This is a genomic window from Bacillus cereus group sp. MS39, assembly GCF_040448665.1.
Lineage (GTDB): Bacteria > Bacillota > Bacilli > Bacillales > Bacillaceae_G > Bacillus_A > Bacillus_A wiedmannii.
In genome coordinates this window covers 2,991,599-3,017,456 of record NZ_CP123058.1, presented here as the reverse complement: position 1 = coordinate 3,017,456, position 25,858 = coordinate 2,991,599, and the positions used below count along the sequence as shown (strand labels likewise).

Genomic DNA, 25,858 nt, shown 5'->3' with positions numbered 1-25,858 from the left:
TTAGAGATGGATCTGCATTTGAAAAAGACGGGTATTTTGACGGAATAATCTTTCAATTTATAAAGAAAAGAAATATAATATAAGGAAATGTATATATGGTTCAAGAAATAGAAAATACGAAATGGGATATGTGGGAGGAAACAAGCAAGATGAAAACATTTTTTAAAATAATAGGTATTTTAGCTGGTATGGCGGTAATTGGCGTAGGTGTAACATATGGTATGCTGTATTATCTAAATAATAGTAAACCAGCTGCGAAAAAGGCATCACCAGCTGCTCCGGCAGCAGAAGTACTAGCTGATAGTAATGTAAAAGCTGAAGATGCAAAGCTTTTAGAAAATGGTAATCATTCATTACCGAATAGTGGTTTTAATAAAAATTTTAAGTGGACAGATGAAAACATACAGACAGCATTACATGAAATGGCACATCAAAAAACGAAGGCTGATCAAAAGTGGGGCTATATTTTTATCACACAAGAACGAATTGAAAGTTTACTTGATATTGTAAAGAGTAATGATCTAGTACAAGGAAATACATATGCAGATATATTAGAGAGATGGAAACAAGGAAAATATGAAAAGATGGATGCGGATCACAACAAGATTTGGAAATTACAAAGCGGGAATTTAGGCGAAGGAAAAGGATTAATGTCAGAAGCGGAACAAAAAGAGTTAATTAATCAAGTGTTTATGCAAAAAGGTACTTATTCAGGCAGTAAATTAATTGCAGATGGGGGACAGACTAATAAATAAGATACTATTGGAAGAGAGTAAGTGCTTATTAGGCAGTTACTCTTTTTTTGTGCACCTTTTAGTCCCGCTCTAGTAAGGAAAGAAACGATTGTAAAACGGGTGAAATCCATCTAGATTTATGATAGATTACATGGCTTTGAATAACTGTTGAAGTTTCGATAGGCTGAAAACAGAGTTGTTCTTTTTGACAACTTTCTTGTACAACAATGTAAGGAAGAATTGAAATTCCTAACTCACACATCACAGATTGTTTAATGACTTCAACGTTGGAAGTTTCAAATGTTTTAGCTGGAATATTTCCGCTTTGACGTAAAAACCGATCTACCATCGGTCTATAGCCGCAGCTTTGTTCTGTAAAGATAAATTGAGTATCATTTAGTAAACAAAATGGATTAGAGTGTGTAGAGTAATGGGGAGGTAAAATCCATCCAAATGCTTCATTACAAAAAGTACGCGTAATAAAATCATTATGTTCCATACTTTCTCCAATTATGAAAATAACATCTGATTCTCCTTCACGTAGCTTATTCATTGCTTGTTCGTTTGTAGTTGTTTCCAGTACGATATTTACTTTCGGATTCTCCTGTTTGTACATACGTAATAATTGTGGTAATCGGTACACTGCTAATGATTCGTTAGATGTAATCGTTAATGTTCCCTCTAAATCATCACTATTTTGAGGGATTTCTTGCGCTTTTTCATAAATAGCTAGTAATTCTAGGGCATAAGGATGAAATTGATGACCTGCTTTTGTAAGAAGTACTTTTTTCCCTAATCGATCGAATAGAGGGAGACGTAAATCGTTTTCTAATGCTTTTATATGCGCTGTCACAGTAGATTGCGCATAACCTAACGCATGAGCAGCTCTAGAAAAACCACCATACTTAACAATCGCACAAAATGTTTTAACATGTCTCATTTCCATAAGCAATCCCTCTTTTATTATCATGATTTGTGAATGATTATATCACGTATTTCAATTTTCCAAATGATTAAATCCTTTATAAAATGAAATTGTAGGAATATTCATTTAAGTGATATTGGAGGAGAAAAGATGATCAAAAAGGGCTATCATATAGCTGTAGTTGGGGCTACAGGTGCAGTAGGGCAGAAAGTTATTGAACTGTTAGAAAATGAAATGAAGTTTAATATAGTTGAAGTTACATTGCTTTCGTCAAAACGATCCGCTGGTAAGGTAGTACAATTTAAAGGACGAGAGATAATTATACAAGAGGCAAAAATAACTAGTTTTGAAGGTGTTGATATTGCCTTTTTTAGCGCTGGAGGAGAAGTGTCTAGACAATTTGTTAATCACGCAGTCACTAGTGGTGCCATCGTAATTGATAACACAAGTGAATACCGAATGGCGCACGATGTACCGCTCGTTGTTCCAGAAGTAAATGCGCACACTTTAAAGGAGCATAACGGTATCATAGCAGTTCCGAATTGTTCAGCATTACAGATGGTAACGGCTCTTCAGCCAATACGAAAATCATTTGGTATAGAACGAATTATAGTTTCAACGTATCAAGCTGTATCAGGATCTGGAATTCACGCGATTCATGAATTAAAAGAACAGGCTGAGTCTATGCTTACAGGTGAAGAAGTAAAGAGTACTATATTACCAGCGAAAAAAGATAAAAAACATTATCCAATTGCGTTTAATGTACTTCCGCAAGTAGATATATTCACAGATAATGATTTTACATTTGAAGAAGTAAAAATGATTCAAGAAACGAAGAAAATTTTGGAGGACCAAAACTTGAAAATGGCAGCTACTTGTGTGCGTGTTCCGGTCGTATCCGGGCACTCAGAATCGGTTTATATAGAACTTGAAAAAGAAGCGACTGTTGCAGAAATAAGAGAAGTGTTGCTGGATGCACCAGGTGTTGTACTGCAAGATAATCCTAGTGAACAGTTGTACCCAATGCCATTATATGCAGAAGGGAAAATAGATACATTTGTCGGGAGAATTAGAAAAGACCCCGATACACCAAAAGGATTCCATCTTTGGATTGTTTCCGATAATTTATTAAAAGGGGCCGCTTGGAACTCGGTTCAAATTGCAGAAACGTTGGTGGAAGAGGGGATAATATAGTATAGGTAAATTAGGAAACTGTTAATGATTACAGTTTCCTAATTTTTATTTTATAATTGTTTTCTTTATTCCAGCCAAATTTGATTTGAAAGACAGTAAAAAACATCAAGAATGAATAAAATTTATTTGGTATGATATGGATAAATTAGATGTAAGGGGGGATTTAGATGTACCAAGTAAAGGGGTACTTTTCATCATTAAAAGGAAGTCATTATGATATTGGAAAGCAACAAGGGGAGTTTGTGAAAAATCATCCGTATCTCATTCCACAATTTATACAGCAAGAACATTTAGTATCAGATAATTATTGGACAGAATCTAGAAATATATTAAATCAATATTGTCCAGGAATTAATGAAGAAATTGAAGGGTTTTGTGAAGTGTTGAAAATTCCTGCTAGAAATCTGATGTATTATTATCAAACACTATTAAAAGCAGGATGTAGTCATTGTGTCGTATTACCTAAAAAGACAGATTCAAAGCACACATATGTTTTAAGAAATTATGATTTGTCACCAAAAATAGATGATATGCGTTTTTGCTCAACACATGTTGAAGGTGAATATGTGCATAGTGGCTTTTCTACTTTTTATTTCGGTCGAACAGAAGGAGTTAACGAGCATGGGTTATCTGTTACATTTTCAGCATGTGGTCAACCAGTAGGAAATATTGAAGGCTTACGAAAGCCAGTGTTAAGTGGTTTACAATGCTTTGCGGTAATTCGAGTATTATTGGAGAAATGTAAAAATGTGCAGGAGGCGATATCACTAGTTGATGAAATGCCAATTGCAAGTAATATTAATCTAATTGTAGCAGATCCTTTAGACGCAGCACGTATTGAAATATTTGACGGTTTTAAATCAATAACCACAATTGATGAGGAAAACCAAAATTTTATCGTATCAACAAATCATGCGATTAGTTTATCTGTTCAAAAATTGAATAATAGAAGATTAGAACAATCTACAAACAGATATTACACATTGTATGAACATTTAAATCGAAATGAACAAGTGAGCATGGATTCTTTAAAAGAATTAGTAGAAAGAGAGTATCCTACTGGGCTGACAGTACATAATTATGAAGAATGGTTTGGAACTTTGCATTCTGTCTTATTTGATTTGCATAATCGTACAATGAATATTTGTTTCGGATCTCCACTATTCAACGACTGGTACTCATTGAAAGTTGGAGGAAGTCTTTCATTTTCTCAGGTAAATGTGAAATTTAATAATAAAACGTATACTGACTTTTGGAGAGAAGAATGCTATTAATTGATTCAAGAAGAATAAATGAGATAAAATGGTAATAGTAAGGTGTATATACGAGAGGGATTGCCATTGCTAAAAGTAATGTTACCGATTGTTCTTATCTTATTTGTTGCCGTTTCAATGTATATTACTTATGAAAAAAGAAAAAAGCAGGGGTAAAAGGATTGAAGAGTGCGTTAACTTCAATTTGTTTCTTTACACTAGCAATCTTAAATTTGCTTGCATATTGGTTTAACTTTGGCGGTATTTTTATTTGGTTAATTTCAATTGTTTTATTACTAGTGGGGGCATATTTTACGAAATATATTCCAATATCTAAAAAGGTACATTGAAATTTATTTGAGTTTAAAAGTTATGTTGTATTTTGTTTTGAAAAGAGATTATTCTACTAGAGCGTTGTGAAACGGTTTTATAGGATAATCTCTTTTGTTCGTTTAGCTTTGTAAAGAACGTACTGTTCTTTTTAGTTGTTCAATAAATTCTCGAGTTGCAGCACACATATATTTATCTTTTCTATAAATAAGCCCAATTTCTATTGTTGGGGTAGGATTTTCTATTTTAATTGCTTGAATGTTTTTATTTTGTAAAAAGTCTATATACGGTTTTGGTAACACTGTAATTCCCATTCCTTTTGAAACCATTTGGATTAAAGATTCCATCGTACTAATTTCTAAAATTGGTTTTGGTTTAAAGTTAAATTTTTGACAATGAGATGTAATTAGTTCGGTTAAAAAGAAATTTTTAGGTAAAAGAATTAAAGGGTAGTTCTGTAATTCAGCAATAGATACATGATTACGTTCAGCTAATGGATGATCGGTTGGTACGACTAATGTAAGTTCACTTTTGTATAGAGGGATAGAAATAATCTCCTTATCTTGCACCGGGAGAAATGTAATGCCAATATCTAGTTCGTTTTGTAATAATTTTTCACGAATATTTCCTGTACGAAGCCCTAATACAGAAAGCTCTATATTGGGATATGAATGATTAAAATTTAATATAGCTGGTGGTAGTAAATAATTTACGACGGTTAACAAAGAGCCTATTGTTAAGGAACCTTGCTGTAATCCGTTTAGATCTTGAATTGCAGAACGAGCTTGTTCGACTTCATGAAAAATGGTTTTACTATGTAATAATAAAATCCTTCCTGCATCAGTTAAAGATATTTTTTTACCAATGCGATCGAAAAGCGGCATTCCTACTTCATGTTCTAATGCACGTATTTGCTGACTTAGAGAAGGTTGTGAAATATTTAGTTTCTCAGCTGCTTTTGTGAAATGCAATTCTTTTGAAACAGCTAAAAAATATTCAAGTTGTCTTAATTCGATTGGAATCACCTCAAGTTTAATGATAGGTTATACCTATCATTATTATATAAATAATTGGATTGAACAATGATTTTGTTGAGCTTATAATCACTTTATTAGAGAGGGATTGAAAAGTTTTTGAAGTAAGGATAGATAAGTATCGGAGCAAGGATATTTGAGTGGTTATTACATTTGCTGACCTTTTGTCATTTTAAATGAAAAATAGACAGAGAGTTTGAAAGTATAAATTAATCTATTGAAAAATTGTGGGGTAAGTAAGAGGAGCGATTAAGATGAATAAAGTATATGAGGTACTATCTTTAAATATAGGGTTACCAAAAGAGGTTACATACGGCGGAAAGGTAATTCATACAGGTATAAATAAGAAGCAAGTAAGGGAACCGGTGTTTTTATCCTTTTTAAAATTTAATGGAGATGGGCAAGCGGACTTAGTTCATCATGGTGGAGTAGATAAAGCAGTTTGTGTGTATTCTGGAGAACATTATAGATACTGGGAAAAAGAGTTGAATCAGGCCCTTGTATATGGAGCATTCGGAGAAAATATAACAATTAATTGTCTGTGTGAAGAGGATGTTTGTATTGGTGATACATTTCAAATTGGAGAAGCAATTGTACAAGTAACACAGCCAAGACAACCTTGTTTTAAATTAGCTAAGAAATACAATATTCCAAAGTTACCACTTTATTTTCAAGAAACAGGATATACAGGATTTTATTTTCGTGTATTAAAAGAAGGATGGGTATCACCTGTTGATACGTTAAAGTTAATAAAGTCTGATCCAAAAGGTGTTACAGTAGCATTTGCTAATCGTATTATGCATAAGGAAAAACAAAATATGGAAGGGCTAAAAAGGATCTTAGAAGTACATGCACTTTCTACAAGTTGGAGAAATACATTTGAAAAGCGAATGAGAGGAGAAGAAATTAATACGAGGGAGAGACTAGAAGGAAAAAAATAATAAAAAATATTTTTTTATAAATGGTGCATTTCTATGAGTAAAAACGAAGTAGAAAGCACTATTTTTATATAATAAACTTATTAATATTCAAAAATCTTAATATCGTTTTATTCGACTTATTTTCGAATAGTCAAAACATAAAATTAATTAGACTCTTTTTTTATATTTTATGATAGTATATTGATTGGTAAGACCTATTACATTAAGAGCAGGTTATATAACTAAATCTAATTTGATGGAATTAACGTATGGAGGGACAACATGGGGAATGTTGAAATTTTTGAAAAATTTCTTTTAGAAGAACCGAAAAGAGAGAAGTTATTTCCTTTATTTGAAGAAGTGTTTGGAATTACAATTCAAACATTGAATGATTTTTCAGAAAGAGGTTATTGGGATGATACATACAAAGCTTTATCATTTTTACATGACGATAAAGCGATTGCAAATGTTGCGGTATTTTCGCTACCATTGCTAGTAAATGGTGAAAGAATAAATGCAGCCGGCATTCAAACGGTAATGACTCACCCTGATTTTCGTAGACAAGGACTCATGACACAATTAATAAGTAAAATGATAGAAGAAATTGATAAGAAATGTGAATGTACATTATTATTTACGGAAAAACCTGAACTATATGCATCATTTGGGTTTAAAGTTGTGCAGGAGTATTTGATGACTATTCTATATGATAAAAAGAATAATAATGACTCCTTACTTAGAAAGTTAGATTATTATATGGAAGAGGATAGAAAGTTAATACATGAAACTATTGATAGTAGCCAAAGACTTTCAAATAATTTTTCAACATTAAACTTCAGTCCTTCGTTTTATTTGAATATGTATGATTCGGGATGGAATGAGAAATTGTATTATTCAGAGAAAATAGATGCTCTAATTGTGTATGAAGTAGATAATGAAAAGTTGAAATTATATGGAGTATTTGCACCAGTAATTCCAGTTTTAGATGAAATATGCGGAGAAATCGCTGAAAGATTTACAGAAATCGAATTTTACTTCTCACCAGATCAATTAGGGATTGAGGATGTACAATTTACAGAATTACAGTCTAATAAGTATTTAATGGTTCGAAGTAATAAAGAGTTAGATTTTAAAGGTTATAAATTCCCTGTATTAGCGGAGTTTTAAAGGTTTGTATAAAGGCTTTATTATGGAGGAACTATGAATATATCGTATATACCTAAACATGTTGAGCAGCTCACTATAATGAATGTCCCTGAATATTATAAAATTAATGACAACCGGTCGTTTATTGTCCGTTCGAAAGCAGAAACAGATTTCTGGCTTAAAACACATTATGGTTTTGAAGTAATGAATGGTCATGTATTTTATAATGAAATGATGACAGACTTTCAAGCTGAAGTTCAATTGTGTATGGATCCAAATTCAAAATACGATCAAGCAGGTCTTTTTGTTATGATTTCGGAAAAATGTTGGTTGAAAACTTCATTAGAGTATATTCCAGATGGCCCTTCTCATTTAGGAGCTGTCGTAACGAATAATGGATATTCTGATTGGTCAACACAAGACTTTCCAACAGAATTAGCTACCCAACAACTTCATTTTCGAATTGTTCGTAAACGTGGCAATTATATAATATATGTAAAAAATAGCTGTCAATGGGAACAAATAAGAATTGCTCATTTGATGGAGGATATAGGGAATGCGCCTGTTAAAATAGGTTTTTATACGTGTAGTCCTTCTAAAAACAATGGATTTGAGACTGAGTTTTTAGATTTTACAATTGAAGAGATATAGATTAAAAACCGTATTCTTTCTACTTAAGAATACGGTTTTTCTATTTGCGTAATATAAAGCACATTTATTGACCGGAAAGTCATTAATGCTTATCATTTAATAATGTTAAATATTAATTTGCATAATATAATAGAAATACTGGGAAAATCAAAAATTATATGGCTTAAGTAAGGAGGGTATGAATTATTAAATGGTAATTTCATAGGAAAAAGGAGATTAAGTATGAAATCATTTCGCAAATTATTACATTATTTAAAACCATACATGTTCTTCGCGATTATTGGACCACTATTTATGGTACTTGAGGTTGCGATGGACTTAATTCAACCAACTATTATGCAACATATTATTGATGTTGGGATAGCAAATCGTGATTTGAATTATGTAATAAAAATGGGGCTTCTTATGATAGGAGCTGCAGCACTCGGTTTAGTTGGAGGACTTGGGTGTATGATGTATTCTACAAAAGCAGCTGTTAATTTCGCTACAGACATACGAAAAGATGTATTTGCGAAAGTAGAAACATTTTCTAGTGAAAATCGTGATTCATTTGGAACTGGGAAATTATTAACGATTGTGACAAATGATATTACTTCTATTCAATCGGCGATGACGATGACATTACGTGTACTTGTTCGTGGTCCTTTGTTATTTATCGGAAGTATAATAATTGTTTTTGTAACAGCACGCGAGTTATTTCCTATATTACTTGTAGTTGTTCCAATTTTATTACTTGCGATTATATTCATTGCAAGTAAAGCGAGCGGAACGTTCAAAAAAGTGCAAGAAGCATTAGATAAAGTGAATACAAAGCTACAAGAAAATTTATCTGGAGTACGTGTTATTAAAGCGTATGTAAGACAAAAATATGAAATTACTCAGTTTGGAAATGTTAATACAAATTTAACAAAGATAAATATTCGAGCGGTGCAGCTTATTTCCATAATGATGCCAATCATTATGTTAGTTGTAAGCGGCGGGATTGTCGCAACATTATGGATTGGTGGAGAAAAAGTATTTGATGGAACGCTTCAAGTAGGAGCTATTTTAGCGTTTATAAACTATTTGAATATTATTTTAATGTCACTTATGTCTATAAGTATGGTATTTATGCAAATCGCGCGAGCATTTCCATCTGCGGATCGTGTACAGCAAGTTTTAAATACTGAAGTTGATATTACGACGGAAACAAATGCGGTTGCACCTAAGCAAATCGAGGGACAAATTGACTTTAAAAATGTTAGTTATAGTTACACGAAAAATAATGAATATGTTTTAAAAGATATTTCATTTAACATATGTAAAGGTGAAAAAGTAGGAATTATCGGTTCTACAGGAAGTGGTAAATCTACTTTAGCAAAACTGTTACCGCGTTTATACGATGTTGATCAAGGGGAAGTATGCATTGATGGAATAAATGTTAGAGCATACGATTTACAAAAACTTCGTGCTTCAATCGGGTTTGTACCTCAAAAGGCATTATTGTTTTCAGGTAGCATAGAAGAGAACTTACGTTATGGTAAAGAAGATGCAACGAATGACGAACTGGAAGTAGCGGCTTCATCAGCTTGTGCGACTGAGTTTATTAACAAGTTGGAAGATTCATATCAATATCATTTAACACAAGGTGCGACGAATTTATCAGGTGGACAAAAACAACGTGTATCAATTGCAAGGGCACTTGTGAGAAGGCCATCCATTCTTATATTAGATGATTCTACATCAGCAGTTGATGCGAAATCAGAATCTAACATTCAATCGGCATTAAGAACAGAATATAAAGGAACAACAACATTATTAATTGCCTCTAAAATCTCATCTATAATAGATGCTGATAAAATTCTTGTTTTAGATAACGGTGAATTAGTTGGTGATGGTACACATGAAGAATTGTTAGAACGATGTGAGGTATATCAAGAAATCTATCTTTCCCAAGGTGGCAATTTACATAAAGAAGGTGGGAAAGAACATGCGTAATTTTCAAGGGCAATTTGCTAATAAAGGTGGGCGTAACGCGCCTAAAATGGGTGAAGCTAGAAACACTAAAGGAACTGTATTGCGAGTATGGAACTATATGGGGTATCAAAAGGTTGCTCTTACGTTCGTTATATTTTTAGTATTTGTTACGACATTACTTGGGTTATTAGGTCCTTATTTAATGGGAGTAATTATCGATCAATATATTGTACCGAAAGATTTAAGCGGTACGGCGAGAATGTGTTTGTTACTTATCGCGATTTACGGTGTAACAGTATTGTTAACTTGGCTACAAACATTTGTCATGGTTAACGTTGCATTAAAAACAATACAAAAAATACGACAAGATATTTTTGAGAAAATCCAAACGCTTTCTTTACGGTTCTTTGATGTACGTTCTCAAGGGGATTTAATGAGCCGTGTTACAAATGATATAGATAATTTGAATCAAGCGTTGACGCAAAGTGTTGTACAAATTATTTCATCAGCATTAACCTTTATAGGTGTAACGATTGCGATGTTCGCATTAGATTGGATTTTAGCGATTGTTACTTTAATTACAGTACCTATTATGTTTTTCGTTACAAAAAAACTAGTTACTTATAGTGGTAAAAACTTTGCAAAGCGTCAAAAAGATTTAGGAGAATTAAATGGTTTTATTGAAGAAGCTATAACTGGAGCGGATGTTACAACGTTATACGGGAAAGAAAAAGAAACCGTACAAAATTTTAATAAAATTAATGAACAACTCAGAATGTCTGCTACGAAGGCGGATACATTTTCAGCTTTTATTTTTCCAAGTATGAACTTTATAAATAACTTAGGTATGGGGCTTGTAATTGGGACAGGTTCAGTTATGGTTTTAAATGGAATGACAACAGTAGGTGTCATTGCGGCTTTTATTAATTATTCTCGTCAATTCTCAAGACCACTAAGTCAATTCGCAACTTTAATGAATACAATTCAAGCGGCAGTTGCTGGTGGAGAACGTGTCTTTGAAATTATGGATGAAGTACCAGAAATTCAAAATAAAAAAGATGCATGCATTGTACAAAATTTACAAGGGCATGTTGCACTCGAGAATGTTTCATTTGGTTATGAGGAAAATAAAACGATTTTAAAAGAAGTGAGTCTTAAGGCACAGCCAGGGGAGACAATTGCTTTAGTTGGTCCAACTGGATCGGGCAAAACAACAATCATTAATTTGCTAACTCGCTTTTACGATATACAGCAAGGGCAAATTCATATCGATGGAAAAGATATAAAAGATTATGATATTAATTCGTTACGAAGTAAAATAGGAGTAGTTTTACAAGATACGTACTTATTTGCTGGGACGATTATGGATAATATTCGTTATGGTCGATTAGATGCTAGTGATGATGAAGTAATCAATGCAGCTAAGGCAGCATCTGCGCATTCTTTTATTAAACATTTACCGAATCAATATGAAACAAAAATTGCTTCAGAAGGATCGAATTTAAGTCAAGGACAAAAACAACTTCTTGCGATTGCGCGGGCGATTTTAGCAGATGCAGATATATTAATTCTCGACGAAGCAACATCAAATATTGATACGAGAACAGAATTGCAAATTCAAAAAGGACTAAATAATTTAATGAAAGGTCGAACAAGTTTTGTAATTGCTCATCGACTGAAAACGATTGAAAAAGCAGATCAAATCCTTGTTATAAAAGATGGAAGTATTTTGGAAAGAGGGAATCATGAATCTCTTATGGAAGATAGAGGGTTTTACTTTGATCTGTATACGAGTCAGTTTAAAATTTAATAAAAACTTTAATATGGTGCGGTTTCTCCAGGGAGGAGAAACCGCATTTTTATATTTATAAACATTATTATTCAAATAGTTGTTTACTAAATGTTTTAACTGCGTATTCTTGCATCCAAGGTAAAACATGCGTAAAGTTATGAAAAAAACTTTATGACCCAATCTTTTACTTGTAATTTTTGGATGTACAAATTGTTCCAAAAAAGTGTTGCATGAGTATGACGTAAACTATGAAATCGAATTTTTTGTATTTAATAGTGAAATAATTGAACTTTGATTATACAACGGCAGTGGAACAAATAGAGCGAACGAAGACAACCTTAATGAGTGTTTCACGTTATATTTATACGTTTTAATGATTTAATAAATAATACAATTTGAATTTTATTAAAAAAGACACTGTTTCCAGTGCCCCAACTTACTACGAGAGTTTTATGAGGAAACTTAAATAGGTGAATTTAAGTTTCTCTATAATATATGAGACTACAATTAGAAAATCACTTATTTTTTAAAGGAGTTAATGGGTAATTGTACGTGCTAAAATCTTTATTAAAAATATCCTGTACTAATTGGATAGTTTCATGGTCATAAAAACTATCGTATGTTGGGAGGCGTGGGAATAAAGGATCGGTAATATCAGCATCTGCAAAATCACCTCTAAAAATCGCTCTGTCCTTCTGATGATGCCATGATTTGGTTAGTATGTGTAAAGGAGAAGTTTTTAATTGATATGTTTGTTCTAAGTGCGCAATTTCAGTAGAGAAATTTTCAAGGTAGATATACTTTGTAACAAATTCTTCCTCAGCTGGTTCATATTGCTGCATTAAATGTGGATCTACTTGTTCTAAATCTTTCATTTGCGCTTTTAAATAGTAGAGAAAGATTTTAAATGAAATAGGCTTATTACAAAATTCATTACCATAATAAAAATTCCGAATAGGATTCCATGCTGGATTTTCTATGTGAGGCGGGGCAATTAGTGAGAAGAATGAACTTACAGCTCTTGTATAGGGGTTTCTCACTAATTTATAGGTATCTTTTCCGTTTGTATATAAAGCCGCAGCTAGTTCAATAAAGTAGTCCGAGGAGTTTTTGTATATTTCATTTTCATAATTATGGATGAAGGAATCGTATTTTATGGCTTGTTTAAATAAATTTATTTGATAAAAAAACCAATGTGCAAGAGAAGTACAGCCACTTTTCTGACTCCAAAATAAAATCAAAGGAAAGTTAGAATTAAAGTGAGGAACGCGTCCGTATTTAATAATATTTGCAAAAGACATAGTTAACCTCCATTCAGTAATGTCAATTATTTTTAGTTCATGAATAAAGAACCTGGCATATGAACAAGAGAAGAGGAGTAGAATAGATAATTTAATAACAATATAACTTTAAAATGAGAGCGTTATTTTATAGGAATATGAAAAGAGCACACAAAAAATGTGTACTCATAACAATCTAAATTATTTTAAGGACCATGATATATCATCAAGGGCTTTATAAATATAACTATACATGCGGTAAAAGAGATACTTTGGATTGTATTTTTGTTTCCAGTTCATAATAATCACCCCTCATACAAATAGTTTAATTATATTATATAGTTGTTAATTCGAATGTTAAGAAAATCTGATGTGAATTAAGATAAATTTATACAAAATAGTTATTTTATAACCCAAAATAAAAGAACCCGTTTGTTATAAACGGATTCTTCACACAAGGTCTGCAAGAAATTCAAGGTAACTGGACCAGAGCACCATATAGAATTTCTTTTGATATTAATGTATTCAAAGAAATCTAAAATGTTAATAGTAATTAAACAAAATTCTTATTTTAAAGTTAAAGAGCGCCTTGTAGAGCGCTTCTTATAGCTAATTATGAATGTTTATGTTCAATCTTAGATTTCTTGCTTGGAGGAATAAAATGCTCTTGAACAAAGTTTTGATAGACAATACCGCCAATAATTACAATATAAAACACCGTACAAAAGAAGATTAAAATGTATTTTACTGCCTTGTTCATATTTGTACCGTCCTAAAAGAGAATTATTTAGATTTTAATATGGTATGTAAAAAAAGGTGCATTTATACAAGGGAAGGGTAGCTAGCAAAAGTAAAACAAAATCTTTATTTAAAAACTAAAGAGCGCTTTTTAAAGCGCTCCTTAATAAAAATAAAAAAGAATACCTCATGATACTGTATGTTTTTTAGGAATGTTCGAGATTTAATATAAAAACGCTATTTAAGTAGAAAACATTAAAAAGGACCTGATTAGGGGTGCGGGTCCTTTTAATGGAACAATAGAAGTTTGTAAAATTACCAATATATTACCATAAAAGGTAATCGATTTCCATAACTGAAGTGTTGAGAAATGAAAGAAAACAAAATAAAAAAGAGCACCATGCATAAGTGCTCTTTAAATTAGGAGGTAACACTTTGAGCTGGATGTTTAGGTTAAAAATATATGACGTAGAAAAGAAATAAGACTTAAAATTTATTTTCCACTCCATACAAAAAGAAGCTAGCAAATGCTAACTGTTTGTTGAAAAAAGAATCCAACCCAAGTTATTTACTGACAGAGTTTCAGGAAACAAATGATTAAATTAATCTAACTTTTCAATTACAATTGAAGCATTTACATTTGTTTGTGTTCCACCTGCCAAAGTCTGCAAAGTAACCGCAGCAGCGGAAGTATGATTATTAAGGGTAAGAATATCACCTGCTGCTAAAGTGAGAATTGTTTGCCCATTGTTTTGTTGAGTACCCGCACCTGATCCATAAATGGAGTTGGTAACGGGAGCCCCATTTAAAAAGAGGGCAAATTGATTAGGTTCAACTCCTGATACAGAAAAAGAAATTTTATAATCTCCAGCATTAATAACTGTCATCTGAGAAGTTCCAAGAGTATGAGTAAAACCGGATGTGATTCTACCGTGTGAATTAAAAAGAATAGGTGCTTCTAAGGCAACAACTTGAGCTGCTGTATTGAAAACATAAGCATACTGAGATAAACCAGATACTGTAAGACCGGCAGGCCCAGTAGGTCCGGTAGCTCCAGCGGTTCCTGGTAATCCAGTAGGCCCAGGAATGCCTTGGATACCTTGAAGCCCAGTTGGTCCAGTCGGGCCCGTTGGTCCTGGCGGTCCCCCGGAAGGGCCGATAGGTCCAATAGCTCCAGAAGGTCCAGTTGGACCTACAGAACCAGGAATGCCAGGAATCCCTTGAATGCCTTGAATCCCTTGAATTCCAGTGACCCCTGTTATTCCAGTGGGTCCAATAGGACCTTGAATGCCAGGAATGCCTTGGATGCCTTGGATACCTTGAATTCCAGAAGGTCCAGTTGGACCAATAGATCCAGAAATCCCAGGAATCCCTTGAGGTCCAGAAATCCCAGGAATCCCTTGAGGTCCAGAAATCCCTTGAGGACCAGTAGGTCCCGGGTTACCTTGAATTCCAGAAGGTCCGGTAGGCCCCCGAGGTCCACCTGAAGGTCCAGTAGCTCCAGTAGGTCCCGAAGGTCCAGTAGACCCGATTTGAGGCAAAGGAAAGGCGCATGGAAATGGGATGTGACATTTCTTTTTAAATTTACTCATTTTTACACCTCCGTTATAAATAACTAGCCAATTTTTATTTATACTTTAACAACTTATGAGCAAGCAGACATACGGGTGTAAGGAAAAACCATAAAAATCACATGAAAGGTTTTAAGAGCAAGTCTCTATTTCACATTCCATACCAAAAAGAGCACCATATATAAGTGCTCTTCTGACCAAGACCTATTGTAAACCTATGACTTGTGAGTGTTCTCGAAATTAATATATGATTCAACAATTATTCAGTGCAGGGGATATTAAAAAGAGCGCTTCGGAAAGCGCCCTTCTGTAGCGACTATCCACCCTAAAAAGAATGCAATATATCATCTGAAGTTACGTTTGTTTAATTGAGTGTTTTTTGTATAAAAATTTCATTTTGTAGAAAAGGGGAATGGATATGAGATTCATAGGAATAGTAGCAAATATGTTTAATGAGGAAGATCGTTACTTTAATGCAATTCAAGGACCATTGAATGTAGGTGAAAAGTATGAGGTTGGTGTGATTATTAATAAAGCTGTTTTCGGGGCAGTTGATGGTGTGTTTGTGGAGATACAAGAGTATTGCGGAAATATTGAAGGTGTTTATCTGTTCTCGCGATACAGCGTTTCAAAGAGAATGTTTGTCATCACTGAAATGGTAACTGGTAAAATCGTTTCTCATTCACCAGTTAGTTCAAATAGAGCATTTCTTAAAGCACAATATATGGTGCGTAAAAATATTGAGAAATTGTATAAGAGTTTGGAAATCCACAAAAAGAGATGTTATGTGAATGTGTTGATTGAAGACATACCGGAGCATTTAAGAGAGAAAGTGATTGAGAATTGTAAACGGAAAGTTGAAACGGAGATGGTACAAGATGTATAGCTCAATAAAAGGTGCTTATTGGGACACTTTAGATAAAATAGCCCGTAAAGAAGATGATAAGGTGTTAATTAAACTTATGAGAGATGTAGAAAATGCTGTTGATGATGAATTTCTCAAGCAAATTGAAGAAGGAACATTATTTGGAGGATTACAGAATAAAAGAGCAGCTAGCAAAAGCTAACTGCCCGGCTGGTTCTCCAAGGGGGAACAAGGAGAAAGTAACTTAATGGGTTGTCTACAGTATTGACGGAATATTGAGTTTTATTCAGGGCTGATTCCAAAAAAGTGACATACCGCCAAAATATAAAATTATTAAAAGGACAATTACTATGAAAGCAATTAAAGAAACTTTCTTCCAGGAATTTTTCATTAGTAGACCTCCTTTATGAAGAATATTAACACTTTATAAGGAACTGAACAAAATAATCCTTTGAAAAGAAAGTGAGGTTAAAAGAATGGAGGGTAACGTAAAGCTTTTAGGTGATGATGGAATGTTAGGGATGGAGTTCAAGGAAAGAACGATCTGTGTTTATAACACAGAAGACGATGTAATGGGGGCATTAACGTCACTAAAAATGACAGCTAACTTCATCTTACAATCTGATGGTCTAACATATTTTATCTCTGAACCAACTTCAGATGCGCAACTTAAAGGAATGACGGATTACCTTGATCGTAAAGGCTGTTGGTATGAAGTTAAGTAACGATTTTAGTTTAGTGGAACAGAATATTTAAAAATCAATAGTCAAAAAAGAGGATTACTTATAATGAGTAATCCTCTTTTTATTTTATCTCGTATGAATAAGAGTAGATATAGAAGATTACCGCCTTAAAATTAAATAAGTAATGCATGTAAGGGGGAGATTCATTGGGCATCTTAGCAATATTTTTTAAAACATACTTTTAAAAAGAAAAGAAATTTAGAACTTGAATTTAATTGATTACAATTGAAATAGCACTGAAAACTAATAAAACAGCCATAATGATGTTAAATGATTTCGTATGCTTTAATAAAAGCTTTTGGAACATGGAACCAAATAAGCTCCAACTAAATGTACTCATTAACCCGACTACACCTAGAAATAATGAGAAAAGTAGAAAACTTGAATATGAATTATAGTAAGGGAGAATAAAAGTTGACACTACCGTCAGCCCGAATAGTATCCCTTTAGGATTAACAAATTGAAGAAAAATCCCCACTGTGAATAAGTTTTTATTATGTTTTTCATCGGGATCGGTACTAGTTTTACTAGTGAGCATTTTAAAAGCTAAATATAGCATATATGCTACACCTAAAATTTTTAAAGGGAATTCTATTATGGGTAGGATATTAATTAGTACAATATTAAAGAAGCTACATAAGGAAGTGAGGATGAAAAACCCGAAAGCTACTCCAAAACAAAATTGCATACTCCTTTTTAAACCGTGTTGATTGGCGTATGTCATAGCTAAAAAATTGTTAGGTCCGGGTGTGAAGCTACTTATAAAAACAAATAACAAAAAAGAAAATATAGGCATTTTAATCCCCCCTAATTATTTAGTGTGTGTTATAATGACCGAAAAGAACAATATAACGTGTGCTTTTTATTATACATAACGGTCGTTATATTGTATATAGTGTAGGGGTGTTTCTTATGGAAGAAATTCAACTTATTTTAGCAAAAAATTTAAAAACAATACGTGAAAAAGAGAAAATGAGTTTAGAAAAGGTCTCTCAATTAACAGGTGTGAGTAAAACGATGATTGGACAAATTGAACGAGGAGAGTCAAGTCCAACATTAACAACGATATGGAAAATCGCTAATGGTTTGAAAGTGTCTTTTACTTCTTTAATCAATAATCCGCAACCAGATACGAAAGTTGTTTTACGAAATGATGTACAAGTATTATCAGAAGACAATGGGAGATATAAAGTGTATCCTTCCTTTCCTTTTCAAGATGATAGGAACTTTGAAATCTATACGGTTGAAATTGAAACAGAAGGAAAATTAAGTTCGGAAGGCCATAAAGAAGGGACCGAAGAATTTATAACGGTGTTTGAAGGGAAATTGATAATTGAAATAAATGATTGTCAATATACATTAAATAGCGGAGATGCAATTCGCTTTAAGGCGGATAGACCGCACTCTTATCATAATTCCGGAAGTACGCTAACTCGGTTAAGTATGACCATTTATTATCCAGCTGCATAAACTTATAATTATTTTAAGAGTATAAAGAAATGTGTGTTAATAAACCATCTATAAGAGATGGTTTTATTTTATTAATTCATAAAAAAAAGACACTCGTTTGAGTGTCAACATAGTATTGCTCTCGCGTATAGGATTGGAGTATGTTTCTCAAAAACGTATTGAGATGGTTCGCATTTTGGGAAACTGTCTTCTTATTCAATGTAACATTGGCAGGGAGAAGTGTAAATTGATAATGTATATACGAAAAATTTAGTATAGATGGTTACTACTATGAATATAGTACAAATTGTTTTTATTGCTTAATCACTGTCGTGAAATTATTGAAATATTATTAGCTTTAAGAATGACGTAATAATTACTACTTTAGCAGCTAAGAATGTTTATTATAAAAAAGAATGAATCATTTATTAATCGATTCGTATAATTGTTAAAGAGGCACCTGTTGAACCACCTCCAACTAAATTAACTACGGATAATACGCCGAATAGTTGAAGGGAAATTGTATTACCAGCAATTAAATTGGTTATTAAATTATTATTATAATTTGAAGTTGATATTGTGGGTGAAAAAATAGATCCGGGAAGTGGAGTCGAAGAGTTTAATAGTAGCCTTGTACCAGCAAGTAGAGAAGTTGTTGTATTAATTTGATAGGTTAAATAATATCTTCCAGTAACAGGAATTGTATATATATCATTTGTAGCGTTCACTGTAAAATTACCGAGACTTTGGTTATTAGAAAGTGGAATATTAGTTCCACCTAATATGACTGAGATGGGACCACCTAATGTATTATTAGCGAACATAGAGTTTGTTGTAATAATGGGTCCAGTAATACCTGTGGGTCCAGTAAAGCCTGTAGGTCCAGTAATACCTGTGGGTCCAGTAAAGCCTGTGGGCCCAGTAGGACCTGTAAGTCTGTATGGAAGAATAATTTCAAGTGCCAGTGATAATAGTTCTTTTTTCATTTCTTTATTCTTATCTTGAATATAAATCACCTCATTTTTAAATTAGAACGTAACCGATTTAGTATTTTGAAATGGAACTATCATTTTATTATATTAATACTGCTAGTTATAGCAACGGTAAAAAGTTTACTATATGTAAAAATTATTTGAGAATGAAAAAAAGTAGTTATGGAATTCTTCTAAAATGATAGATGTATTAATTTGTTGAGTAGTAAACAAAAATGTGGAACGAGGTATTAAAGTGAAGCGAGATAATAAATTATCAATAAATAAAGCTATGATAGAACCTGAAAACATTGGACCTACGTTTCCAGTTCTTCCCCCAATTTATATTCCAACGGGAGCAACAGGAGCAACGGGAGCAACAGGAGCAACAGGAGCAACGGGAGCAACAGGAGCAACAGGAGCAACGGGAGCAACGGGAGCAACAGGAACAACGGGAGTAACAGGTCCAACAGGAGCAACAGGTCTAACGGGAGTAACAGGTCCAACAGGAGCAACAGGTCCAACGGGAACAACAGGAGCAACAGGAGCAACAGGAGCAACAGGAACAACAGGAGCAACAGGAGCAACAGGAGCAACAGGAGCAACAGGGTCAACGGGTTCAACAGGTTCAACGGGAGTAACAGGTTCAACGGGAGCAACAGGGTCAACAGGAACAACAGGTCCAACGGGTTCAACAGGAGCAACAGGTTCAACGGGAGTAACAGGTTCAACGGGAACAACAGGAGCAACAGGAGCAACAGGAGCAACAGGAGCAACAGGAGCAACAGGAGCAACAGGAGCAACAGGAGCAACAGGAGCAACAGGAGCAACAGGTCCAACAGGTCCAACGGGTTCAACAGGAGCAACAGGTTCAACGGGAGTAACAGGTCCAACGGGAACAACAGGTCCAACTGGAGTTATTGGACCAATAACAACAACTAATTTATTATTTTACACTTTTTCAGATGGAGAAAAACTTATATATACAGATTCAGATGGGATAGCTCAATATGGTACAACACACATATTACCTCCTGATGAGGTTTCCTATATTAATTTGTTTATTAATGGAATACTTCAACCGCAACCATTATATCAGGTTAGTAATGGTCAGCTAACTTTATTGGATAATCAACCACCAACGCAAGGTTCTTCAATTATTTTGCAATTCATCATTATTAATTAAAAAAGACAGATTCTTAAATAAAAAGAATCTGTCTTTTTGTTCTACATTAAAGTAGTTAAACTAAGTGACGATAAATTCGATTGTAATTGGAATTCCGCCGTCTAATGCATCTCCGCCAGGAATTGTAATAGCACCAGTAGGTCCAGTAGTAATACTGGAGTTCACACTAGGTTGAAGAATGCCGTTTACATAAAAGTTGTAATACGTAAAAGTCGGAAAAGCAGTTGCAGTAGTACCAGCATCGTTTAAACACGCTGTAGCAGCAATTGCAAAAGCTGCACCTGTTCCTGTTCCAGCTCCTAGTGTAGATGTAAATCTTCTAGATGCCATAAATGGTTGGATGATTGGCAATTAATTCGCACCTCCTAAATTATTTTTTGAACGAAGTATAGAATAACTTGTCCGATATATTGTATGAGAGTTTTCTATAATAGAAACGGCTTCTTAATTATTGAGAGAACATAATTTTAGTAAAGATATTGTTACTTATCTGAAAAGATGGTGTTGTTACTTGTTGGTTATATGCAAATGCTTAGTTTTAATATTTAAATTAAAATGTGCTTTTGGACCTAAGAGATAAACGTGGAAAATTAAAATAAACTCTTAAGTTTAGGTGTTTAATCTAAGCAGTCAATTATTAAAAACATATAATTAATATGTGAGTCATGAACATAATTAAATATCGTTTTTTCGGTTTAATTATAATTCATGTTTCCTATTTTAAGTGAATGAAACCTATACACAATTTTATAGTTCTTATAATAGGAAAACACTCAAATATAAAATAAGTAAGGAGGAAATAAATGTCACATAACAATTGTTTTGGTCATAACAACTGCAATAATCCGATTGTTTTCACTCCAGATTGTTGTAACAATCCACAAACGGTTCCTATTACTAGCGAACAATTAGGAAGATTAATCACTTTACTAAACTCTTTAATTGCGGCTATTGCAGCGTTTTTTGCAAATCCAAGTGATGCAAACAGATTAGCTTTACTCAATTTGTTTACTCAACTATTGAACTTACTAAATGAATTAGCACCTTCTCCAGAAGGGAATTTCTTAAAACAATTAATTCAAAGTATTATTAACTTACTACAATCTCCTAACCCAGACCTAGGTCAATTACTTTCTTTATTACAACAATTCTTCAGTGCTCTTGCACCATTCTTCTTCTCTTTAATTATTGATCCTGCAAGCTTACAACTTCTATTAAACTTATTAGTTCAACTAATTGGTGCTACTCCAGGAGGTGGCCCAACAGGCCCAACAGGTCCAACAGGTCCAGGAGGCGGAGCAACAGGAGCAACAGGGGCAACAGGAGCAACAGGCCCGACAGGAGCAGGAGTAACAGGTCCAACAGGAGCAACAGGAGCGACAGGCCCAACAGGTCCAACGGGAGACACAGGAGTAGCAGGCCCAACAGGTCCAACGGGAGCAACAGGAGCAACAGGAGCGACAGGCCCAACAGGAGACACAGGCCCGACAGGAGCAACAGGTCCAACAGGTCCAACGGGTCCAACGGGAGACACAGGTCCAACAGGAGCAACGGGAGCAACAGGAGCAACAGGTGGCGGAGCTATTATTCCATTCGCTTCAGGTACAACACCATCTGCGTTAGTTAACGCATTAATAGCTAATACAGGAACTCTTCTTGGATTTGGATTTAGTCAGCCCGGCATAGCTTTAACGGGTGGAACTAGTATCACTTTAGCGTTAGGTATAGGTGATTATGCATTTGTAGCACCACGAGCAGGAACTATTACGTCGTTAGCAGGTTTCTTTAGTGCAACAGCTGCATTAGCTCCATTATCACCTGTGCAAGTGCAGATACAAATATTAACTGCACCAGCAGCAAGTAATACGTTTACGGTACAGGGAGCACCTCTATTATTAGCACCAGCATTTGCTGTAATAGCGATTGGTGCTACAGCATCGGGAATCATACCTGAAGCTATTCCAGTAGCTGCTGGAGATAAAATACTGTTATATGTTTCATTAACAGCAGCAAGTCCAATAGCTGCAGTTGCTGGATTTGTAAGTGCAGGTATTAATATCGAATAACTTGTGGTAATGTATTCTGTATATAGCCCTTCCTAATTTTTTAGGAAGGGCTATATTTTATGGGGAAATAGGTGATAAATCAATTGAGAAATTTCTTATTGTTAAGTTGGTATATGAGAAAAATCAAAATGTATGATTTATACTTTGTTATTTATGGAATAAGTTATGCAGTTTAAAAAATTACCTATAAATAAAAAAAAGATGAATTCTATTAAGAATAGAATTCATCCATTACATAAATGGTATACAAGGAAAGTAAGGTATTTATCGTGAACGTTGAAATGTTATAGTTCAAATTAGTAATAAACTATTTGTTTTTATTACAGTTACATCCTTTTTTCTTTACATAGCCTTGCTCAGCTAAGTCTCTTTGCGATTGGGAATTGGAAGATTGAGAATTCGAAGACTGAGAGGATGCTGATGAACTACTATTTTTATTATTAGAGTAGTTTTTTCGATAGTTATAATTACTCATAGTACTATCACCTCCAATTAAATATATAAATATTATATGTATGTACTCTATTAATTGTTACGATAAAAAATAGGAATGGAGGATATACAATAAAAAATCTCCTACGTATTTTCCGAGGAGATAAATAATTGTCTTTTAATGATATAAATTAATATCCCCAGTAAAGAGGGAAATAATATGAATCTTGGTAATATAAATTTTGTTGTGGATTAGGAGGTTGAGTTGGTGTGTTTATCATTCCTCGATTTTGATTACAGTTTGCTGGAGGACCAATTACTGTAGTGGATTGAATAGGGGATATCGCTTGTTTCCATTGTTGTTCATCGAGACAGTAAGTATGAGCCATCATATTAGCGGGGGTTAACCTTAAAATATCAGAACCAAAAATAACTTCTGGGGTTGGGGCATCGAAAATAGCTAATAAATGAGTACCATCTGCTGTAGCAATTTCATAATGCCACCACGCTTGTGGAATGTTGGCAACTTGCCCTGGTTTTATCGGTAAGTTTAATATTTGGTTTGTAAAAGGATTAAGTAAAGTAACAACAGCAGATCCTGAAATACAGTAAACAAGTTCAGCTGCATTTTGATGAATATGTGGCTCTACAACATTTCCTGTACTTAAATAGATATCTAATAAAGAAGTATTTTCTAAAGTATTTAATTGTTTTATGCCAAGTACGTTTATATAATTTTGGGCATCTTTCTTAAAAAAATTACTTTTATTTAAATCATGGGTGAAATTAGTTGAGGGGGAAGTGTAGTCGATATTAGAAGTCATTTGTATTACCCGCCTTTCTTATATTTTCATGCAATTTGAATTTAGGATATGAGTCTAGTTATTGAAATGTGAAAGCGTTGCTGCTCTTCGTTTGTAAAGTGATAAAAATGTTCGTTTGAATGCACTATAATTACAAGAGTTTCATTGCGAAAAAAGGCGCTATTAATTACAATTAATGTAAAAGATAGCGCTTTTTTAATTTGGAGTACAAGGGGAGTGCAGAAAATGAACCATACTATTTTAAAAGAGTTGGAAGTTGAATTAAAAAATTACTTTCAACCGTTTTTGAATGCACCTGCAACAATAGAAGAAATTCAATATGCCGAAAGTGAAATGGGAATTGCGTTTCCAGATGAATTACGTAATCTTTATCTTGCACATAACGGTGAGGATAAATCAGGACCAGGGTTGTTTTTTGGTTTGCCATTTCTCTCGTTAGATGAAGTTTTGGATGAGTGGAGAGTATGGAAAAGTATTGAAGATGATGCGTTTTTTAATTTTGATGCATTTTCAATACCAACAGAATATATTAAGGAAAGATATGTGAATCACAATTGGATACCTATTAGTAAAGATTATGGCGGTAACAATTTAGGAATAGATGTTGATCCGGATGAAAAGGGGAAAGTGGGACAAGTTATTAATTTTGGACGAGATGAAGAAGTGAAATATGTAATTGCAAATAGAATTTCAGATTTGTTACTATTTATTTTACAAACGCTAAAAAATAAAAATTTCACCATTCATCAAGAGGAAGATTATTTATATTGGAGTTATGGTGCTAATGATAATATACATTTTTTAGACGCTTTATTTAATATTGAATTACCTGTTTTACAGCCCCAATTTATATTTCAATCTGAAAATAACGTTAATGATTGGTACGATAGTTTAGATGAGAATTGGAGATATATAGTGGGTGCATCTGAACGAGCAGACAGGTTTATTAGAGAGAAGAGATTATATTTAGGTGGAAAAGGGTTAGTAGATATTAGTCCATTACAGATGTGTACGGAAGTGAGAGAACTAATTTTATCCGGAAATGAAATTCGAGATTTAGCAGGATTAGAACGAATGAATTCTTTAAAGAAGTTATATTTAGTTAATAATCCGGTTCAAGATTTAACGCCAATCATACATCTAAAACACTTACAAGAAATGAATATAAAGAATACGGAGATAAATAATTTATCGGAACTTGTAGAAATGTCATCATTAAAAAAATTAAATATTACACATACTAGTATTCAAGATTTTTCGTTGCTACCGCAGTTTCAAAAATTAGAATCGCTTTCTGTACATATTTCAAATCATGAGCAGCTCTACGCGATTTCGAAAGTAGATAATTTAAAGCATTTATATATTTTAGGTTTAGAGAATGTTAGTGAATTGGATTTACTTGTTTTGCAAAATTTAAATAAGTTAATCACAATTGAATTTGAAAATAGCGACATCGCTAATTTATATTGCTTTCGACACAATGCGTCAATTCAAAATATAAAGTTGACAGATACAAAGGTAAAAGATGTATCGGCATTAGGTAAAATGAAAGGACTAAAGGAATTAGAATTAGATGGCGCAACAATTGATAACCTTGAAACGATTTGTTGTTCTCGATCATTAGAAATATTTACAGGATCGTTTGAACAATTTTTTATGTTAAAAGACTCATTTGATAGGAAAATAGATTTTTCAAAAGTAATAGGAGGGATGAGTGAAGAAGAAAGTGAAATTTGGCACCAGCATGTAATAGATTAGAAAATAAATTATGTATCACTGAATGTCACATCCCTCGTTA

General features: G+C 33.4%; 23 protein-coding genes and 2 pseudogenes. 16 read left to right on the top strand and 9 right to left on the bottom strand.

What is annotated here, in order from left to right; genetic code table 11:
* Positions 1 to 128 precede the first annotated feature (128 nt).
* Positions 129 to 755: a PRK06770 family protein gene (locus tag QEP67_RS15855; RefSeq protein WP_074651069.1), complete on the top strand. Its 627-nt coding sequence runs from the start codon at positions 129 to 131 to the stop codon at positions 753 to 755.
* A 58-nt stretch (positions 756 to 813) separates the two neighbouring features.
* On the opposite strand, the gene QEP67_RS15850 is transcribed toward QEP67_RS15855, so the two are convergent.
* The gene (locus QEP67_RS15850; RefSeq protein WP_061672981.1) at positions 814 to 1,680 is read right to left on the bottom strand and encodes a LysR family transcriptional regulator; all 867 of its coding nucleotides are present in this window, start codon (positions 1,678 to 1,680) and stop codon (positions 814 to 816) included.
* Positions 1,681 to 1,809: 129 nt separating this feature from the next.
* On the opposite strand from QEP67_RS15850, the gene QEP67_RS15845 reads away from it, so the two are divergent.
* The 3 genes and pseudogenes from QEP67_RS15845 to QEP67_RS15835 all read left to right on the top strand — a co-directional run bounded on the left by QEP67_RS15845 (position 1,810) and on the right by QEP67_RS15835 (position 4,456).
* Entirely contained in the window at positions 1,810 to 2,853 is a 1,044-nt protein-coding gene (locus tag QEP67_RS15845; RefSeq protein ID WP_000591693.1) for an aspartate-semialdehyde dehydrogenase, read from the top strand.
* 167 nt (positions 2,854 to 3,020) lie between these two features.
* Positions 3,021 to 4,127: a C45 family peptidase gene (locus QEP67_RS15840; RefSeq protein WP_000285205.1), complete on the top strand. Its 1,107-nt coding sequence runs from the start codon at positions 3,021 to 3,023 to the stop codon at positions 4,125 to 4,127.
* Between the two features lie 66 nt (positions 4,128 to 4,193).
* Positions 4,194 to 4,456, top strand: a pseudogene (locus QEP67_RS15835) (hypothetical protein).
* A 102-nt stretch (positions 4,457 to 4,558) separates the two neighbouring features.
* Here QEP67_RS15835 and QEP67_RS15830 read toward each other — a convergent pair.
* Positions 4,559 to 5,461: a LysR substrate-binding domain-containing protein gene (locus tag QEP67_RS15830; RefSeq protein WP_000612230.1), complete on the bottom strand. Its 903-nt coding sequence runs from the start codon at positions 5,459 to 5,461 to the stop codon at positions 4,559 to 4,561.
* A gap of 263 nt (positions 5,462 to 5,724) precedes the next feature.
* Between QEP67_RS15830 and QEP67_RS15825 the strand changes: the two genes are divergently transcribed.
* The 5 genes from QEP67_RS15825 to QEP67_RS15805 all read left to right on the top strand — a co-directional run bounded on the left by QEP67_RS15825 (position 5,725) and on the right by QEP67_RS15805 (position 11,953).
* Positions 5,725 to 6,411, top strand: coding sequence for an MOSC domain-containing protein (locus tag QEP67_RS15825; RefSeq protein WP_001045580.1), 687 nt, complete (start codon positions 5,725 to 5,727; stop codon positions 6,409 to 6,411).
* Between the two features lie 261 nt (positions 6,412 to 6,672).
* On the top strand, positions 6,673 to 7,557 hold the full coding sequence (locus tag QEP67_RS15820; RefSeq protein WP_353706315.1) for a GNAT family N-acetyltransferase: 885 nt from the start codon (positions 6,673 to 6,675) through the stop codon (positions 7,555 to 7,557).
* A 33-nt stretch (positions 7,558 to 7,590) separates the two neighbouring features.
* Positions 7,591 to 8,187, top strand: a complete 597-nt coding sequence (locus QEP67_RS15815) for a DUF1349 domain-containing protein (protein ID WP_061672982.1) — start codon at positions 7,591 to 7,593, stop codon at positions 8,185 to 8,187.
* 222 nt (positions 8,188 to 8,409) lie between these two features.
* Complete coding sequence (locus QEP67_RS15810; RefSeq protein WP_353706314.1) at positions 8,410 to 10,164, top strand: ABC transporter ATP-binding protein; 1,755 nt, start codon at positions 8,410 to 8,412, stop codon at positions 10,162 to 10,164.
* Entirely contained in the window at positions 10,157 to 11,953 is a 1,797-nt protein-coding gene (locus QEP67_RS15805) for an ABC transporter ATP-binding protein (RefSeq protein WP_071742591.1), read from the top strand. Before QEP67_RS15810 ends, QEP67_RS15805 begins: the two co-directional genes overlap by 8 nt.
* 497 nt (positions 11,954 to 12,450) lie before the next feature.
* Here QEP67_RS15805 and QEP67_RS15800 read toward each other — a convergent pair whose 3' ends face one another.
* The 3 genes from QEP67_RS15800 to QEP67_RS15790 form a co-directional block, all read right to left on the bottom strand.
* Positions 12,451 to 13,236, bottom strand: coding sequence for a sulfotransferase family 2 domain-containing protein (locus QEP67_RS15800; RefSeq protein ID WP_000006504.1), 786 nt, complete (start codon positions 13,234 to 13,236; stop codon positions 12,451 to 12,453).
* 592 nt (positions 13,237 to 13,828) lie between these two features.
* Positions 13,829 to 13,975 carry a hypothetical protein gene (locus tag QEP67_RS15795; protein ID WP_001030513.1) on the bottom strand — a complete coding sequence of 49 codons (147 nt, stop codon included), beginning with the start codon at positions 13,973 to 13,975 and terminating at the stop codon, positions 13,829 to 13,831.
* A gap of 580 nt (positions 13,976 to 14,555) precedes the next feature.
* On the bottom strand, positions 14,556 to 15,545 hold the full coding sequence (locus QEP67_RS15790; RefSeq protein WP_353706313.1) for a collagen-like protein: 990 nt from the start codon (positions 15,543 to 15,545) through the stop codon (positions 14,556 to 14,558).
* 397 nt (positions 15,546 to 15,942) lie between these two features.
* Here QEP67_RS15790 and QEP67_RS15785 point away from each other — a divergent pair, with 397 nt between their 5' ends.
* The 3 genes and pseudogenes from QEP67_RS15785 to QEP67_RS15775 form a co-directional block, all read left to right on the top strand.
* Positions 15,943 to 16,410 (top strand): hypothetical protein, encoded by a 468-nt coding sequence (locus QEP67_RS15785; RefSeq protein WP_001210994.1) that lies wholly within the window; start codon positions 15,943 to 15,945, stop codon positions 16,408 to 16,410.
* Positions 16,403 to 16,591 carry a hypothetical protein gene (locus QEP67_RS15780; RefSeq protein ID WP_000287392.1) on the top strand — a complete coding sequence of 63 codons (189 nt, stop codon included), beginning with the start codon at positions 16,403 to 16,405 and terminating at the stop codon, positions 16,589 to 16,591. Before QEP67_RS15785 ends, QEP67_RS15780 begins: the two co-directional genes overlap by 8 nt.
* Positions 16,592 to 16,955: 364 nt before the next feature.
* Positions 16,956 to 17,114 (top strand): annotated as a pseudogene (locus QEP67_RS15775) (N-acetylmuramoyl-L-alanine amidase C-terminal domain-containing protein); the annotation flags it as partial.
* Positions 17,115 to 17,343: 229 nt separating this feature from the next.
* Here QEP67_RS15775 and QEP67_RS15770 read toward each other — a convergent pair.
* The gene (locus tag QEP67_RS15770) at positions 17,344 to 17,928 is read right to left on the bottom strand and encodes a LysE family transporter (protein ID WP_353706312.1); all 585 of its coding nucleotides are present in this window, start codon (positions 17,926 to 17,928) and stop codon (positions 17,344 to 17,346) included.
* Positions 17,929 to 17,987: 59 nt separating this feature from the next.
* On the opposite strand from QEP67_RS15770, the gene QEP67_RS15765 reads away from it, so the two are divergent.
* Positions 17,988 to 18,602: an XRE family transcriptional regulator gene (locus QEP67_RS15765; protein ID WP_074651067.1), complete on the top strand. Its 615-nt coding sequence runs from the start codon at positions 17,988 to 17,990 to the stop codon at positions 18,600 to 18,602.
* A 407-nt stretch (positions 18,603 to 19,009) separates the two neighbouring features.
* On the opposite strand, the gene QEP67_RS15760 is transcribed toward QEP67_RS15765, so the two are convergent.
* Positions 19,010 to 19,597, bottom strand: coding sequence for a collagen-like protein (locus QEP67_RS15760; protein WP_071742585.1), 588 nt, complete (start codon positions 19,595 to 19,597; stop codon positions 19,010 to 19,012).
* A 211-nt stretch (positions 19,598 to 19,808) separates the two neighbouring features.
* On the opposite strand from QEP67_RS15760, the gene QEP67_RS15755 reads away from it, so the two are divergent.
* Complete coding sequence (locus tag QEP67_RS15755; protein WP_353706311.1) at positions 19,809 to 20,738, top strand: DUF4183 domain-containing protein; 930 nt, start codon at positions 19,809 to 19,811, stop codon at positions 20,736 to 20,738.
* Between the two features lie 60 nt (positions 20,739 to 20,798).
* Here the strand turns inward: QEP67_RS15755 and QEP67_RS15750 are convergent, their stop codons facing one another.
* The gene (locus QEP67_RS15750; protein WP_001121646.1) at positions 20,799 to 21,089 is read right to left on the bottom strand and encodes a DUF4183 domain-containing protein; all 291 of its coding nucleotides are present in this window, start codon (positions 21,087 to 21,089) and stop codon (positions 20,799 to 20,801) included.
* Between the two features lie 452 nt (positions 21,090 to 21,541).
* Between QEP67_RS15750 and QEP67_RS15745 the strand changes: the two genes are divergently transcribed.
* Positions 21,542 to 22,804: an exosporium glycoprotein BclB-related protein gene (locus tag QEP67_RS15745; RefSeq protein ID WP_353706310.1), complete on the top strand. Its 1,263-nt coding sequence runs from the start codon at positions 21,542 to 21,544 to the stop codon at positions 22,802 to 22,804.
* Between the two features lie 623 nt (positions 22,805 to 23,427).
* On the opposite strand, the gene QEP67_RS15740 is transcribed toward QEP67_RS15745, so the two are convergent.
* Complete coding sequence (locus QEP67_RS15740; RefSeq protein ID WP_000203234.1) at positions 23,428 to 24,060, bottom strand: cupin domain-containing protein; 633 nt, start codon at positions 24,058 to 24,060, stop codon at positions 23,428 to 23,430.
* A gap of 225 nt (positions 24,061 to 24,285) precedes the next feature.
* Here QEP67_RS15740 and QEP67_RS15735 point away from each other — a divergent pair, with 225 nt between their 5' ends.
* Positions 24,286 to 25,818 carry an SMI1/KNR4 family protein gene (locus QEP67_RS15735; protein ID WP_001016922.1) on the top strand — a complete coding sequence of 511 codons (1,533 nt, stop codon included), beginning with the start codon at positions 24,286 to 24,288 and terminating at the stop codon, positions 25,816 to 25,818.
* Positions 25,819 to 25,858: the final 40 nt, after the last annotated feature.

Excerpts from the sequence above, each read along its gene's own strand:
- QEP67_RS15855 (WP_074651069.1), top strand. The coding sequence starts at position 129 with ATGTGGGAGGAAACAAGCAAGATGAAAACATTTTTTAAAATAATAGGT.
- QEP67_RS15850 (WP_061672981.1), bottom strand. The coding sequence starts at position 1,680 with ATGGAAATGAGACATGTTAAAACATTTTGTGCGATTGTTAAGTATGGT.
- QEP67_RS15845 (WP_000591693.1), top strand. The coding sequence starts at position 1,810 with ATGATCAAAAAGGGCTATCATATAGCTGTAGTTGGGGCTACAGGTGCA.
- QEP67_RS15840 (WP_000285205.1), top strand. The coding sequence starts at position 3,021 with ATGTACCAAGTAAAGGGGTACTTTTCATCATTAAAAGGAAGTCATTAT.
- QEP67_RS15825 (WP_001045580.1), top strand. The coding sequence starts at position 5,725 with ATGAATAAAGTATATGAGGTACTATCTTTAAATATAGGGTTACCAAAA.
- QEP67_RS15820 (WP_353706315.1), top strand. The coding sequence starts at position 6,673 with ATGGGGAATGTTGAAATTTTTGAAAAATTTCTTTTAGAAGAACCGAAA.
- QEP67_RS15815 (WP_061672982.1), top strand. The coding sequence starts at position 7,591 with ATGAATATATCGTATATACCTAAACATGTTGAGCAGCTCACTATAATG.
- QEP67_RS15810 (WP_353706314.1), top strand. The coding sequence starts at position 8,410 with ATGAAATCATTTCGCAAATTATTACATTATTTAAAACCATACATGTTC.
- QEP67_RS15805 (WP_071742591.1), top strand. The coding sequence starts at position 10,157 with ATGCGTAATTTTCAAGGGCAATTTGCTAATAAAGGTGGGCGTAACGCG.
- QEP67_RS15800 (WP_000006504.1), bottom strand. The coding sequence starts at position 13,236 with ATGTCTTTTGCAAATATTATTAAATACGGACGCGTTCCTCACTTTAAT.
- QEP67_RS15795 (WP_001030513.1), bottom strand. The coding sequence starts at position 13,975 with ATGAACAAGGCAGTAAAATACATTTTAATCTTCTTTTGTACGGTGTTT.
- QEP67_RS15790 (WP_353706313.1), bottom strand. The coding sequence starts at position 15,545 with ATGAGTAAATTTAAAAAGAAATGTCACATCCCATTTCCATGCGCCTTT.
- QEP67_RS15785 (WP_001210994.1), top strand. The coding sequence starts at position 15,943 with ATGAGATTCATAGGAATAGTAGCAAATATGTTTAATGAGGAAGATCGT.
- QEP67_RS15780 (WP_000287392.1), top strand. The coding sequence starts at position 16,403 with ATGTATAGCTCAATAAAAGGTGCTTATTGGGACACTTTAGATAAAATA.
- QEP67_RS15770 (WP_353706312.1), bottom strand. The coding sequence starts at position 17,928 with ATGCCTATATTTTCTTTTTTGTTATTTGTTTTTATAAGTAGCTTCACA.
- QEP67_RS15745 (WP_353706310.1), top strand. The coding sequence starts at position 21,542 with ATGTCACATAACAATTGTTTTGGTCATAACAACTGCAATAATCCGATT.
- QEP67_RS15740 (WP_000203234.1), bottom strand. The coding sequence starts at position 24,060 with ATGACTTCTAATATCGACTACACTTCCCCCTCAACTAATTTCACCCAT.
- QEP67_RS15735 (WP_001016922.1), top strand. The coding sequence starts at position 24,286 with ATGAACCATACTATTTTAAAAGAGTTGGAAGTTGAATTAAAAAATTAC.